Below are 13,169 nucleotides of genomic sequence, written 5' to 3'. Positions count from 1 at the left end.
ATATACTCGCGCGTCCTTCTGCCCCGCCCATGTCCTCCGAGCGTCCCCCCACCATTGATCCTGTTGCCGCCGCCCGCTGGCATGCTGCGGCCCCGGCCGCGTCCCCCTGGCTGCACGAAGAGGTGGCGCGCCGCATGGAGGACCGGTTGCAGTGGATTCGCCAGGCACCCGCCTCCTGGTGCCATTGGGACCCAGTGCGTGGGGGTCTGCAGGCGCATGCCCTGGTGAGTGCTCGATACCCGACGGCGCGTTGCCAGTTGTACGAGACCAGCGCACATTGCGAACCTGTGGCACGGCAGGCGTTGGCCAAGCCTTGGTGGAACCCCGCACGCTGGGGTGCTGGGGCCTTGCAAATGGGGCCGCCGGCCGATGCCAGCGTGCAGATGTTGTGGTCCAACATGGCGCTGCACATGGCGGCCGACCCGCAAGACCTGATCGGCCGCTGGCACCGTGCCCTGGCGGTGGATGGCTATCTGATGTTCTCGTGTCTCGGACCGGACACCCTCCGTGAGCTGCACGGCGTGTACGCCGCCATGGGGTGGCCGCCCGCGGGCCATGCCTTCACCGACATGCATGACTGGGGAGACATGCTGGTGCACGCCGGTTTTGCAGAGCCGGTGATGGACATGGAGCGCATCACGCTTACCTTTGCCACGCCCGAGCGGCTGGTTCAAGAGCTGCGCGAGCTGGGTGCGAATTTGCATCCTGATCGCTTTCCCTCATTGCGCGGACGGCGCTGGCGCGACAAGCTCTACCAAGTGCTGTCCGAGCGTCTGGCCGATCCGGGCCATGAAGGTCAGTTGGCACTGACTTTTGAAATCATCTATGGCCATGCCTTCAAGCCTGCACCCCGGGTGCGCGTCAGTTCCAGCAGTGCGGTGTCGCTGCAGGACATGCGCGCCATGTTGCGCAAGGGCGGCACTGAGAACTAACCTGTAACGGCGTGTCAATGACTTGGAACAAGGCACGCTACAATTCTTGGTTATTGAGATTTCGGGCATCTTCCCGCGCAATTTGGCAGGCTGTGCCTGTTGTGCCCAAGGCGCAACGTGTGCTGCAGCCGGCAGTCTTGTGAGCACTCACGGTGACGGGCTTGGTTTTTCGTTTTGCCACGGTGTCGGGTCAGCGCATTGACTGGCGTCTGGTTCGCAATTGTTCGGTCACGCCGACGCAATTGGGCTGGATGTATCTGTCGCTGTGTGTGGTGTCCCTGGGGATCGCGACATTCTTCTGGATGCTCGGCGCCCACCTGGTGATGCCCTTCGCCTGGCTCGAAATCGTGGCAGTAGGGATTGCATTCGCCATGTACGGTCGCCATGCGGCGGATGGCGAGAGGATTTCATTGCAGGGCTCACGCCTTGTGGTGGAGCTGGAGACAGCAGGCAGGCTGGAGCGCGCGGAGTTTGACCGGAGCCGGGTTCGCGTAGAGCCCAAGACGGGAGACCATTCGCTGATCACGCTGTCTGCACAGGGCCGTTCGGTGGAGGTGGGGCGCTATGTGCGCCCAGAGCTCCGGCCGGCCTTGGCATCGGAGATCCGCATGGCCTTGCGCGCTGCCTGACCCCACGCAGGCGCGCGAAAGGGATTGGTTAAATTGAGGCTTAGAAGTAAGTGAGAACTATGAAGAGCATTTCCAACAAGCTGGCTTCTCTGCTGCTGATTGCCAGTGCATGGGTGGGCTCCGCAGCCCATGCCGTTCAGGACCTGCCTGGCGGCCCTGCAGTCAACCAGCTGAACCTGGCGCCGCCCGTCACCAAGATCGCAGAAGAGCAGCATTTTCTGCATTGGATGATGCTGATCATCTGCACGGTGATCTTTGTTGCAGTGTTCTCCGTGATGTTCTACTCGATCTGGAAGCATCGCCGCTCCAAGGGCGCGAAGGCTGCCAACTTCCATGAGTCGGTGACGGTCGAAGTGGTGTGGACCATTGTTCCGTTCATCATCGTGATCCTCATGGCCTTGCCCGCCACCAAGGTGCTGGTCGCCCAGAAGGACACCACCAACGCCGACCTCACGATCAAGACCACGGGCTACCAGTGGAAATGGGGCTATGACTACATCACCGGCGAAGGCGAAGGCTTGGCCTTCATCTCCACGCTGGACAGCAGCCACCGTGTGATGTCTGACAGCGGCAACGTCAAGGACGCCCCCGCCAACTACCTGCTCAAGGTGGACAACCCCATGGTGGTCCCGGTCAACAAGAAGATCCGCATCATCACCACGGCCAACGACGTGATCCACGCCTTCATGGTGCCTGCCTTCGGCATCAAGCAGGACGCGATCCCTGGCTTTGTGCGTGACACCTGGTTCCGTGCCGAGAAGATCGGCGACTACTACGGGCAGTGCGCAGAACTGTGCGGCAAGGAACACGCCTACATGCCCATCCACGTGAAGGTGGTGTCCGCCGAGGACTACACCGCCTGGGTGGCCGAACAAAAGAAGAAGGCCGCAGCCAAGCTGGACGACCCCACGAAGGTGTGGGCGCTGGACGACATCCTCAAGCGCGGCGAGAAGGTGTATGCGGCCAACTGCGCTGCCTGCCACCAAGCCAACGGCAAGGGCGCTGGCCCCATCAAGCCACTCGACGGTGCTGCCGTGGTGCTGGATGCCGACCATGCCAAGCAGATCCAGGTCTTGCTCAAGGGCCAGAACAATGGCGCCATGCCTGCATGGGCGCAGCTGAGCGACACCGACATCGCCGCCGTGGTCACCTACACCAAGAACAACTGGTCCAACAAGACCGGCCAGCTGGTGCAGCCTGCTGAAGTTCTGGCCCTGCGTGGCAAGTAATCATCGCCCCATCGTATTGAGGAATTCACCATGAGCGCAGTACTCGACAACCACGGGCACGCTGGCGACCACGCACACGACGGCCACGACCACCATGGCCCCACCGGCTGGCGCCGCTGGGTGTTCGCCACCAACCACAAAGACATCGGTACGCTGTACCTGCTGTTCTCGTTCACCATGCTGATGGTCGGCGGCATCCTGGCGCTGCTGATCCGCGCCGAGCTGTTCCAGCCCGGCCTGCAACTGGTGAACCCGGAGCTGTTCAACCAGCTCACCACCATGCACGGCCTGATCATGGTGTTCGGCGCGATCATGCCGGCCTTCGTGGGCTTTGCGAACTGGATGATTCCGCTGCAGATCGGCGCCTCCGACATGGCCTTCGCGCGCATGAACAACTTCAGCTTCTGGCTGATGATTCCTGCCGCACTGATGCTGGTCAGCTCGTTCTTCATGCCCGGCGGCGCTCCCGCTGCCGGCTGGACGCTGTACGCACCGTTGACGTTGCAAATGGGTCCTTCCATGGATGCCGGCATCTTCGCGATGCACATCCTGGGTGCTTCGTCCATCATGGGCTCGATCAACATCATCGTGACCATCCTGAACATGCGCGCCCCTGGCATGACGCTGATGAAGATGCCCATGTTCGCCTGGACCTGGCTCATCACCGCCTATCTGCTGATTGCCGTGATGCCCGTGCTGGCTGGCGCGATCACCATGACGCTGACGGACCGTCACTTCGGCACCAGCTTCTTCAACCCCGCCGGCGGCGGTGACCCGGTGATGTACCAGCACATCTTCTGGTTCTTCGGTCACCCCGAGGTGTACATCATGATCTTGCCGGCTTTCGGCATCATCAGCCAGATCGTGCCTGCGTTCAGCCGCAAGAAGCTGTTCGGCTATGCCTCCATGGTGTACGCCACTTCGTCCATCGCCATTCTGTCGTTCATCGTGTGGGCCCACCATATGTTCACGACCGGCATGCCTGTGACTGGCCAGCTGTTCTTCATGTACGCCACGATGCTGATCTCCGTGCCCACGGCCGTGAAGATCTTCAACTGGATCGCCACCATGTGGCGCGGTTCGATGACGTTTGAAACCCCCATGCTGTTTGCCGTGGGCTTCATCTTCGTGTTCACCATGGGTGGTTTCACCGGCCTGATCCTGGCCATGGCCCCCATCGACATCCAGCTGCAAGACACCTACTACGTGGTGGCCCACTTCCACTACGTGCTCGTGGCCGGTTCGCTGTTCTCCATGTTTGCTGGCGTGTACTACTGGCTGCCCAAGTGGACCGGCGTGATGTATTCCGAAACTCGTGGTCAGATCCACTTCTGGGGCTCGCTGATCACGTTCAACATCACCTTCTTCCCGATGCACTTCCTGGGTCTGGCTGGCATGCCCCGTCGTTATGCCGACTACCCCATGCAGTTCGCTGACTTCAACGCGATTGCCTCGGTGGGCGCGTTTGGCTTCGGTCTGATGCAGGTGTATTTCTTCCTGGCCGTGGTGTTGCCAGCCATGCGTGGCAATGGCGCCAAGGCCCCTGCCAAGCCATGGGACGGTGCCGAGGGTCTGGAGTGGGAAGTTCCTTCCCCCGCGCCTTTCCACACGTTTGAGAATCCTCCCAAGCTGGACGCCACGGCAACCCGAGTGATTGGCTGAACACCATGTCCATGACCCCAGAGCAAAAGAAGAACAACCTGCGGTTGGCGCTGATCCTGGCGTCCGTGGCGGCGGTGTTCTTTGTCGGGTTCATGGTCAAGGTGGTGTTGCTGTCCCGCTGAGCCACCGGCCGACTCTATGAGCCTGCACCGCGAAAACGCCAAGATGGTCGGCAAGCTGGTCGTTATTGCGGCCGGCATGTTCGCCTTCGGCTACGTGCTGATCCCCATCTACAAGCACATCTGTGAGATGACGGGCATCAATATCCTGTCGCTGTCGGAGCGGCAGGTGCCGGGCAACGGTGTGGCCGGTAAGGACGTGCGCGTACCCGCCAACACCCAGGTGGACAAGTCGCGCACCATCACGGTGGAGTTCGACGCGAACTCGCGCGGACCTTGGGACTTCAAGCCGGCGCAGCGTTCCGTGCAGGTGCACCCTGGTGAGCTGACGACGGTGATGTACGAGTTCCAGAACGTGCAGAACCGCCGCATGGCCGCCCAGGCCATTCCCAGTTACGCGCCCCGGCAGGCCGCTGCGCACTTCAACAAGCTGGAATGCTTTTGCTTCAATCAGTACACCCTGGAGCCCGGTGAAAAGAAAACCTGGCCCGTGGCGTTCGTGATTGATCCGAAATTGTCCAAAGACGTCACCACGATCACGCTGTCGTACACCTTCTTTGAAGTGGGTGGCAAGACACCCGCAGCCCCCGAATCAACGGCTGCAGCCGTGATGCCGGGTGCCAATGCGGCGGCCTTGCAAGGAGCGGGCTCATGAGCGCGCCGCGCGGGCCATCCGCAGACGTGAAGCCGTCGCAACGCAAAGGCTCATTGCTGCGCACGGTGCGCGCGGTGGCATGGTCGCTGATTGGCTTGCGCAAAGGCAGCGAGTACCAGCAAGATGTCGAAAAACTCAACCCGATCCACATCATCGTGGTGGGATTGATGGCAGTTTTTTTGTTGGTCATGGGCCTGATCGGGCTGGTGAACTGGGTCGTGTGAGTGCGTTGGCTGGTTTGTGCGAACAAATACTGAAAACAAAGATTTTGAGAATCAGGAGCTGAAATGAGTGCATCAACCCATGGCGGAACCCCGTACTACTATGTGCCCGCCGAGTCCCGCCACCCGGTGATGGCTGCGGCCGGTCTGTTCTTTGTGATCCTCGGCGCAGGCCAGTGGATCAATGGTCATGACTGGGGCAAATATTCGCTGGCCGTGGGGCTGGTGTGGTGGCTGTTCACGCTGTACCAGTGGTTTGGCGACGCAGTGCGCGAGAGCGAAGGCGGCCTGTACGGTCACAAGATCGACCTGTCGTATCGCTGGAGCATGAGCTGGTTTATCTTCTCCGAGGTGATGTTCTTTGGAGCGTTCTTCACCGCCCTGTGGTGGGCGCGCTCGCACTCGGTGCCTGCGCTGGGCAGCCTGGACAACGCGCTGCTGTGGCCTGACTTCAAGGCCGTCTGGCCCAGCATGGCTGCAGGTGTCACGGCATCGCCCGCCGGCATCATCGAACCCTTCCAGACCGTAGGCCCCTTCTGGCTGCCCACGATCAACACCGCGCTGCTGTTGACCTCGGGCGTGACGCTGACCATTGCCCACCACGCCCTGCGTGAAAACCAACGTGGCAAGACCATCGGCTTCATGTGGGCCACGGTGCTGCTGGGCTTCGTGTTCCTGCTGGTGCAGGGTTACGAGTACTACCACCTCTACACCGACCTGAACCTCAAGCTCAGTTCGGGTGTGTTTGGTTCCACGTTCTTTATGCTCACCGGGTTCCACGGCTTCCACGTGTTCCTGGGTATGCTGATGCTGCTGGTGATCACGCTGCGCCTGCAAAAGGGCCACTTCACGGCCGACAAGCACTTTGGCTTTGAAGGTGCTGCCTGGTACTGGCACTTTGTGGACGTGGTGTGGCTAGGCCTGTACGTGCTGGTCTACTGGATGTAAGCCAGGCCCGGACGCCGTCAAAAAAAGCGCCTCGCGGCGCTTTTTTTGTTATACCGCTCGGTGGTGCGGGTCAGCAGTAGCCTGTGATGGGCGCAGGTTCTCCGGTTGGTGTGTCAAGCCCCTGCGTCAACGGGTGGCGGGCAGCCCGGTGGGCTGGATGTATCCCAACTGCCAAGCGACCAGAATGCACAAGAACAGCACGATGGACAGCCCCACACGCACCGCCAGCGCCTTGGCCATGTGGTTGCCCTTGCTCTTGTCGTCGCGTCCGTTGCGCATCATGAAGAACAAGGCCGATGCCAGGCTGGCCAAAATGGCGATGAACGCCAGCACTACGAGGTATTTCATGGAGCGCATTATCCTGTGACCCCCCTTCGCCGTCCTGCGGGCCTGCGTTTTTGGCTCATTACCCTGGCTGCCGTGGTGGGCATGCTGGTCACTGCCTCTTTGGGGCGTTGGCAATTGTCGCGAGCCGCCCAGAAAGAGTCGCTGCAGGCGATGCTGGATGCGCGGGCCAGCCAGCCGGCCATAGACGGGCGTACGCTGACAGACCAGGCTAGCGCGACGCCCGAGGCCCAACAAGCCCTTGTACACCGTGCTGTGGTGCTGCAGGGGCGCTGGCTGCCTGAGCACACGGTGTATCTGGACAACAGGCAGATGCAGGGGCGCCCTGGGTTTTTTGTGCTCACACCACTGCAACTTTCTGGCGCTGGGGTGGTGCTGGTGCAGCGCGGATGGGCAGCGCGCAATTTCCAGGACCGCACCCAGCTGCCTTCCGTGACCACGCCGACGGATACCGAGGTACGCGTTCAAGGCCGTGTGGCCCTGTCGCCCTCGCGGCTGTATGAGTTCCAGGGGGGCGATAGTGCACAGGGGTCTTCCCGCATCCGGCAAAATCTGGACTTGGCAGCGTTCCGCACCGAAACCGGTCTGGCGCTCGCCCCCCTCACGGTGTTGCAGACGGGCCCAGTGGGCGACGCGGGCGATGGCCTGCTGCGCGACTGGCCTGTGGTCGGCGCGGGTGTCGAAAAACACTACGGTTACGCATTTCAATGGTTCGGGCTCTGCGGCCTGATAGCACTCCTTTATGTCTGGTTCCAAATCGTCCGACGGTTCATTCGCCCGCGCAGCCAGCCTGCCGCCTGAGGCGCGTTCGGAGCACCCGCTGGGGTTGACCGTACACACCTTGCCCGAGGCGGGGGAGGCGGTCGCCACCGCACAGCGTGCGCGCCATGGGCGCTGGAAGATGCTGGGCGTGCTGCTGATCTGCGCCGCGCCAGTGGTCGCCTCGTACTTCACCTACTACGTGATCCGCCCGGAGGGGCGGCGCGTTTACGGCGAGCTGATCAACCCCCAGCGCACCGTGCCTGCGCTCACCGCCTCCACGCTCGATGGCGGGGCCAAGCGGCTGGAGTCCCTCAAAGGCCAATGGTTGCTGGTCAGTGTGGCCGGGGGCGATTGCGATCCGGCCTGCCAGAAGCACCTGTACCTGCAGCGCCAGCTGCGCGAGAGCTTGGGTAAGGAAAAAGACCGGGTGGACTGGGTATGGCTGATCAACGACAACGCCCTGCCACCCGCCGCTCTCACGCCCGCCCTGCAGCAAGCCACTGTCTTGCGGGTCGAGCCCAGTGCCCTCACGGCCTGGCTGGAGCCTGCTCCGGGCCAGCAACTTGCAGACCACCTCTATGTGGTGGACCCGATGGGCAACTGGATGATGCGTTTTCCGGCAGCCATGGACACGAGTGGCGCCGCCAAGGCCAAGCGGGACCTGGAGCGCCTGCTGCGTGCTTCTTCTTCGTGGGACGAGCCGGGGCGGCCGGTCAAGCCATGACCGATACCCAACCGCTGTACGACCTGGCCCCAGTGTTCGAGCTGATGCTGCTCGGCCTGGTGATCGCGCTGGGGCCGCTGGTCTGGGTGTGGGCGCGCAATCGCCGCAGCACGCCCATGCGGCGCTTGCAGGCGCTCACGGTGCTCACGCTGTTCCTCACGTTTGATCTGGTGCTGTTCGGCGCCTTCACACGCTTGACCGATTCGGGCCTGGGTTGTCCCGACTGGCCCGGCTGTTATGGCAGCGCCAGCCCGGTGGGTGCCCGCGCCGAGATTGCGGCCGCCCAGGAGGCCATGCCGACCGGCCCCGTGACGCACGGCAAGGCCTGGATCGAGATGATCCACCGTTACTTGGCCACAGGTGTGGGGGTGCTGATCATTGTGATCACTGTGTCGTCCTGGGTGCAGCAACGGCGTGCCCGGCGTGATGGCGGGCAGCAGGCGCCGCCGCTCAGCCCCTGGTGGCCCACGGTGACCTTGTTGTGGGTGTGCCTACAGGGCGCGTTTGGCGCGCTCACGGTGACCATGAAGCTCTTTCCTGCCATCGTCACCCTGCACCTGATCGGTGGTCTGGTGCTGCTGGCACTGTTGTGTGTGCAGGCCGTGCGCCATACCCACAGTGCCCAGGGGCGCTCACCGGTGGCCTTGTCCCCCGTGCTGCGCTGGGGGCTGGTACTAACGGCCCTGCTGCTGGCCCTGCAAGTCGTGCTGGGCGGCTGGGTCAGCACCAACTATGCGGTGCTGGCATGCACCACCTTCCCCACCTGCCAGGGCAGCTGGTGGCCCGCCATGGACTTTGCGCAGGGCTTCCAGATCTGGCGCAAGCTGGGCATGTTGCAGGACGGTAGCCACATAAGCTTTGCTGCGCTCACCGCCATTCATTACGTGCACCGCCTGATGGCCTATGTGGTGCTGCTGGCACTGGGCCTGGTGGCCTGGCGCTTCCATCGCAATGGCGTGTTGCCTACGCAGGCCCGGTGGATTGGCGGTCTGGCCTTGCTGCAGCTGGTGACGGGTTTGTCCAACGTGGTGCTGGACTGGCCCCTGGTGGCCGCGGTGTTGCATACCGGCGGCGCCGCTGCCCTGGTGGTGGTGCTGACCTGGGCCCTGGTGTCCAGCCGCGCGGCACCTGCGCCCCAAGAGTTTTCCGCGCCCACGGGCGCATCGAGAGTATCTGCATGAGTGTTGCCCCCTCCGCCGTTGCTGCGCCGCCCTCGCGGTTCCAGCAGTTTTATGCGCTGACCAAGCCCCGCGTGGTGCAGCTCATCGTCTTTTGTGCGCTGATTGGCATGGTGCTGGCCGTGCCCGGCCTGCCCAACGCTGCGCAACTGGCCCACATGGCGCTGGCGTGCCTGGGCGTGTGGCTGGTGGCCGGTGCTGCGGCCGCGTTCAATTGCATCGTCGAGCAGGGTATCGACGCCAAGATGAAGCGCACCGCTTGGCGTCCGACGGCCAAGGGCGAGCTGTCCAATGCGCAGACGCTGCTGTTCTCAGCCGTACTCTGTGCCGTAGGTTCCGCGCTGCTGTACGTCTGGATCAACCCGCTGACCATGTGGCTCACCTTCGCCACCTTTGTGGGCTATGCGGTGGTCTACACCGTGATTCTCAAACCCCTCACGCCCCAGAATATCGTGATCGGCGGCGCCTCCGGGGCCATGCCACCGGTGCTGGGCTGGGCGGCCATGACCAACGATGTGGGGCCCGAGGCGCTTATCCTCTTCCTCATCATCTTTTTGTGGACGCCGCCGCACTTCTGGGCACTAGCCCTGTACCGGGTGGAGGACTACCGCAAGTCCGGCCTGCCCATGCTGCCCGTCACGCACGGCAACGAGTTCACGCGGTTGCAGGTGTTCCTGTACACGCTGATCCTGCTGGCCGGGTGCATGATGCCGTTCATCTATGGCATGAGTTCCTGGATCTATCTGGCTGCCGCCGTGCTCCTCAGCCTCGGTTTTTGCGGGTACGCGTTCGCGCTGTGGCGCAATTATTCGGACGCTCTGGCCCGTAAGACCTTCCGCTTTTCACTCATCCATCTGAGCGTGCTGTTTGCGGCACTGCTGGTGGACCACTACGTGCTGTGATGACCTCCATGCAGAAACGAAATGCTCTTCAATTGATAGCTGCTAGCGCACTGTCTCTCTGCGCTACAGGCCTCCTGGGCGCATGTTCCGAGAAAAAGGCCGAATTCCGGGGTGTGGACGTCACCGGCGCTGAATACGCCCGCGACATTCCCCTGACCGACCACAACGGCCAACCCCGCCACATCAAGGACTTTGCCGGCAAGGTGGTGGTGGTGTTCTTTGGCTACACCCAGTGCCCCGACGTGTGCCCCACGTCGATGCAGGAGCTGGCCGAGGTTAAGCAGATGCTGGGCAAGGACGGCGACCGCCTGCAGGGTATTTTTGTGACCGTAGACCCGGAGCGCGACACGCCCGAGGTGCTCAAGGCCTACATGGCCAATTTCGATCCAAGCTTCCTGGCGCTGTATGGCACGCCCGAGCAGCTGGCTGCCGTGGCCAAGGACTTCAAGATTTACTACAAAAAGGTCGATGGCAAGACGCCCACCAGCTACACCATGGACCACTCGGCAGGCAGCTACGTGTACGACACCGCAGGACGCCTGCGGGTCTACAACCGCTACGGCAGCGGCGCGCAAGCACTGGCGGCCGATGTGAAGGTGTTGTTGGCCGAGGCCGGGGGCTAAAGCCCCAGCCTCTGAGTGCCCCGGGGCCTGTGCCAGGCCGCCGTGGCGCGGGGCGCTGTGCGGCCCCGCATGAGTTGGCGCCTTGGGGCCTTATTCGGCCTTGATACCGCGCATCGCAATCACGCCGCCCAGCAGATTGGTGTCGGCTTTGATGCGGTTGGCCAGGCCTTCGGGCGACGAGCCCACCGTCTGCCACCCTTGCTGGAACAGCTTGCTGCGCACGTCCTCGCTGCGGGCGATCTCGCTGAGCAGCGCGGCCAGCTTGGCCTGGATGGGCTTGGGCATGGTGGAGGGCGCTGCGAAGGCATTCCAGATCTCCAGGTTGAAGTTGCTGATGCCAGCCTCGGCCAGGCTCGGCACATCGGGGGCCAGCGGGCTCCGTCCGGACGAGGTCACACCGATCGCGCGCAGCTTGCCTGCACGCACCTGGGCCTGGGCCAGCGCCGGGGGCAGCAGCGCCATCTGCAACTGGCCGCCCAGCATCGCGTTGGCTACCTGCGGATAGCCGGGGTAGGGCACATGCACGGGGTTGATGTTGCTGCGTGCCTTGAGCAGTTCGGTGCCGATGTGGCCCACCGTGCCCACGCCGGGCGTGCCATAGCTCCACTTGTCGCCCCCGTTGCGTGCGGCCACGAAGAAGTCCCGCGCAGTGCCGTTGGCGGCCACGCCAGGCTGGTTGACGGGTGCGGTCAGGATCAGCGGCGAAGTGCCGATGAGGCTCAGCGGTGCCAGATCCTTGATCGGGTCATACGGAACCGCCGGGTTCAGCAGCTTGGCAATCGTCATGTTGCCGTTGATCATCAGCCCGATGGTGTGGTCGTCACGGGCCTTGGCCACAGCGTCGGCGCCAATGTTGCCGCCTGCGCCCACCTTGTTGTCCACGATCACGGGCTGGCCCAAGGCCTTGGACAGCGGTTCAGCGAACGTACGCGCCGTCAGGTCCGGCGACGAACCGGCTGGAAAACCCACAATGATCTTCAGCGGCTTGCTGGGCCAGGCCAGTGGCGCGGGCGCCGTAGCGGCAGCCTTGCCGGCGCTTTGCGCCAGCGCCCACGGGGACACGGCAGCCAGCGCGATCAACAGCGAAGCACGGCGGGAAACACGGCCGGTAAAGGCGGGACGTGAGGGCATGAGGTGCAATCTCCTTGAAGAATATTCGGGGGCCCAAACGACGCGGGGCCCCAGAACTGGGGCCCCGCGAGGCAACTTCTGCAGCCGGAGATATTAACCCCGCTGCCCGGCCCGGTCAGGCGTATTCGGCCAGGGCCTTTTTCATCTTCTTCATGGCGGCCACTTCGATCTGGCGAATGCGCTCGGCGCTCACGCCGTACACGGCGGCCAGGTCGTGCAGCGTCATGCCGCCGGAGCCATCGTCGTTGACCTTGAGCCAGCGCTCTTCCACGATGCGGCGGCTGCGGTCGTCCAGGCTGGCCAGGGCGTTGGCAATGCCGTCGGTGGCCAGCGCGTCGCGCTGGCGCGACTCGATCATGGCCGTGGGTTCGTGCGATGCGTCTGCCAGGTAGGCAATGGGGCCAAACGCCTGCTCGCCGTCATCGGAAGGGGCAGGGTCCAGCAGCACATCGCCACCCGACATGCGGGTTTCCATCTCGATGACTTCTTCGCGCTTGACGTTCAGCTGCTGCGCGACCGAGTCGATCTCGCTGTCCGACAGGGTGTCGCGGTGCGTGGCCGCATCGGCGGCGGCATCGGCCTTGAAACCCTGCTTCATGGACCGCAGATTGAAGAACAGCTTGCGCTGGGCCTTGGTGGTCGCCACCTTGACCATGCGCCAGTTCTTCAGAATGTATTCGTGGATCTCGGCCTTGATCCAGTGCATGGCGTAGCTCACCAGGCGCACACCCTGGTCGGGGTCAAAGCGCTTGACGGCCTTCATCAGGCCCACATTACCTTCCTGGATCAGGTCGCCATGGGGCAGGCCGTACCCCAGGTACTGGCGTGCAATCGAAACCACCAGACGCAGGTGCGACATCACCAGCCGGCCGGCGGCGTCCAGATCGTTGTTGTCCTTGAGTTGGCGCGCGTAGGTCTGCTCTTCTTCGTGCGTAAGCAGGGGCAGGCGGTTGACAGCCGAAATATAGGCGTCCAGGTTGCCCAAGGGGGGCACCAGCGCCCAGGGATTGGCGGGTGCCAGAGACATCGTCGCGGTTCCAGATTGAATTTTCATTCCGGGAATCCTTTCCTCTAAGCCATCATATTAGCACTCTCTCTGATTGAGTGCT

General features: G+C 63.0%; 16 protein-coding genes. 13 read left to right on the top strand and 3 right to left on the bottom strand.

The window, feature by feature from the left end:
* Positions 1-29: 29 nt before the first annotated feature.
* The 8 genes from ACOYR4_RS18370 (at position 30) to ACOYR4_RS18335 (ending at position 6,395) form a co-directional block, all read left to right on the top strand.
* Complete coding sequence (locus ACOYR4_RS18370; RefSeq protein ID WP_422847586.1) at positions 30-932, top strand: class I SAM-dependent methyltransferase; 903 nt, start codon at positions 30-32, stop codon at positions 930-932.
* A 152-nt stretch (positions 933-1,084) separates the two neighbouring features.
* Positions 1,085-1,561, top strand: a complete 477-nt coding sequence (locus ACOYR4_RS18365; protein WP_056066007.1) for a DUF2244 domain-containing protein — start codon at positions 1,085-1,087, stop codon at positions 1,559-1,561.
* A 59-nt stretch (positions 1,562-1,620) separates the two neighbouring features.
* Complete coding sequence (gene coxB / locus ACOYR4_RS18360) at positions 1,621-2,790, top strand: cytochrome c oxidase subunit II (protein WP_291443930.1); 1,170 nt, start codon at positions 1,621-1,623, stop codon at positions 2,788-2,790.
* 30 nt (positions 2,791-2,820) lie between these two features.
* Complete coding sequence (gene ctaD, locus ACOYR4_RS18355; protein WP_015015505.1) at positions 2,821-4,452, top strand: cytochrome c oxidase subunit I; 1,632 nt, start codon at positions 2,821-2,823, stop codon at positions 4,450-4,452.
* Between the two features lie 11 nt (positions 4,453-4,463).
* On the top strand, positions 4,464-4,574 hold the full coding sequence (locus ACOYR4_RS18350; RefSeq protein ID WP_209819187.1) for a cytochrome oxidase small assembly protein: 111 nt from the start codon (positions 4,464-4,466) through the stop codon (positions 4,572-4,574).
* A 16-nt stretch (positions 4,575-4,590) separates the two neighbouring features.
* Positions 4,591-5,226 (top strand): cytochrome c oxidase assembly protein, encoded by a 636-nt coding sequence (locus ACOYR4_RS18345; RefSeq protein WP_422847585.1) that lies wholly within the window; start codon positions 4,591-4,593, stop codon positions 5,224-5,226.
* On the top strand, positions 5,223-5,450 hold the full coding sequence (locus ACOYR4_RS18340; RefSeq protein WP_422847584.1) for a DUF2970 domain-containing protein: 228 nt from the start codon (positions 5,223-5,225) through the stop codon (positions 5,448-5,450). Before ACOYR4_RS18345 ends, ACOYR4_RS18340 begins: the two co-directional genes overlap by 4 nt.
* Before the next feature lie 63 nt (positions 5,451-5,513).
* Positions 5,514-6,395, top strand: coding sequence for a cytochrome c oxidase subunit 3 (locus ACOYR4_RS18335; protein ID WP_015015501.1), 882 nt, complete (start codon positions 5,514-5,516; stop codon positions 6,393-6,395).
* Positions 6,396-6,521: 126 nt separating this feature from the next.
* On the opposite strand, the gene ACOYR4_RS18330 is transcribed toward ACOYR4_RS18335, so the two are convergent.
* Entirely contained in the window at positions 6,522-6,743 is a 222-nt protein-coding gene (locus ACOYR4_RS18330) for a twin transmembrane helix small protein (RefSeq protein WP_015015500.1), read from the bottom strand.
* Between the two features lie 15 nt (positions 6,744-6,758).
* Between ACOYR4_RS18330 and ACOYR4_RS18325 the strand changes: the two genes are divergently transcribed.
* From ACOYR4_RS18325 to ACOYR4_RS18305, 5 genes are read left to right on the top strand one after another with little or no spacing between them, the layout of a single operon-like run.
* Complete coding sequence (locus ACOYR4_RS18325) at positions 6,759-7,541, top strand: SURF1 family protein (protein ID WP_422847583.1); 783 nt, start codon at positions 6,759-6,761, stop codon at positions 7,539-7,541.
* Complete coding sequence (locus ACOYR4_RS18320) at positions 7,483-8,226, top strand: SCO family protein (RefSeq protein ID WP_422847582.1); 744 nt, start codon at positions 7,483-7,485, stop codon at positions 8,224-8,226. The genes ACOYR4_RS18325 and ACOYR4_RS18320 overlap by 59 nt, the downstream gene beginning before the upstream one ends.
* Positions 8,223-9,407: a COX15/CtaA family protein gene (locus tag ACOYR4_RS18315; RefSeq protein WP_422847581.1), complete on the top strand. Its 1,185-nt coding sequence runs from the start codon at positions 8,223-8,225 to the stop codon at positions 9,405-9,407. Before ACOYR4_RS18320 ends, ACOYR4_RS18315 begins: the two co-directional genes overlap by 4 nt.
* Positions 9,404-10,306: a heme o synthase gene (gene cyoE, locus ACOYR4_RS18310; protein ID WP_422847580.1), complete on the top strand. Its 903-nt coding sequence runs from the start codon at positions 9,404-9,406 to the stop codon at positions 10,304-10,306. The genes ACOYR4_RS18315 and cyoE overlap by 4 nt, the downstream gene beginning before the upstream one ends.
* 8 nt (positions 10,307-10,314) lie before the next feature.
* On the top strand, positions 10,315-10,929 hold the full coding sequence (locus tag ACOYR4_RS18305) for an SCO family protein (RefSeq protein ID WP_422847579.1): 615 nt from the start codon (positions 10,315-10,317) through the stop codon (positions 10,927-10,929).
* A gap of 90 nt (positions 10,930-11,019) precedes the next feature.
* Here the strand turns inward: ACOYR4_RS18305 and ACOYR4_RS18300 are convergent, their stop codons facing one another.
* Positions 11,020-12,060: a Bug family tripartite tricarboxylate transporter substrate binding protein gene (locus ACOYR4_RS18300; RefSeq protein WP_060983873.1), complete on the bottom strand. Its 1,041-nt coding sequence runs from the start codon at positions 12,058-12,060 to the stop codon at positions 11,020-11,022.
* A gap of 115 nt (positions 12,061-12,175) precedes the next feature.
* Positions 12,176-13,114 carry an RNA polymerase sigma factor RpoH gene (gene rpoH, locus ACOYR4_RS18295; protein ID WP_422847578.1) on the bottom strand — a complete coding sequence of 313 codons (939 nt, stop codon included), beginning with the start codon at positions 13,112-13,114 and terminating at the stop codon, positions 12,176-12,178.
* Positions 13,115-13,169 lie beyond the last annotated feature (55 nt).

This window comes from Acidovorax sp. M14 (assembly GCF_049331375.1).
Taxonomy (GTDB): domain Bacteria; phylum Pseudomonadota; class Gammaproteobacteria; order Burkholderiales; family Burkholderiaceae_C; genus Acidovorax.
Note: the sequence above shows the minus strand (reverse complement) of the source record. Positions and strands in the feature narration are given on the sequence as shown.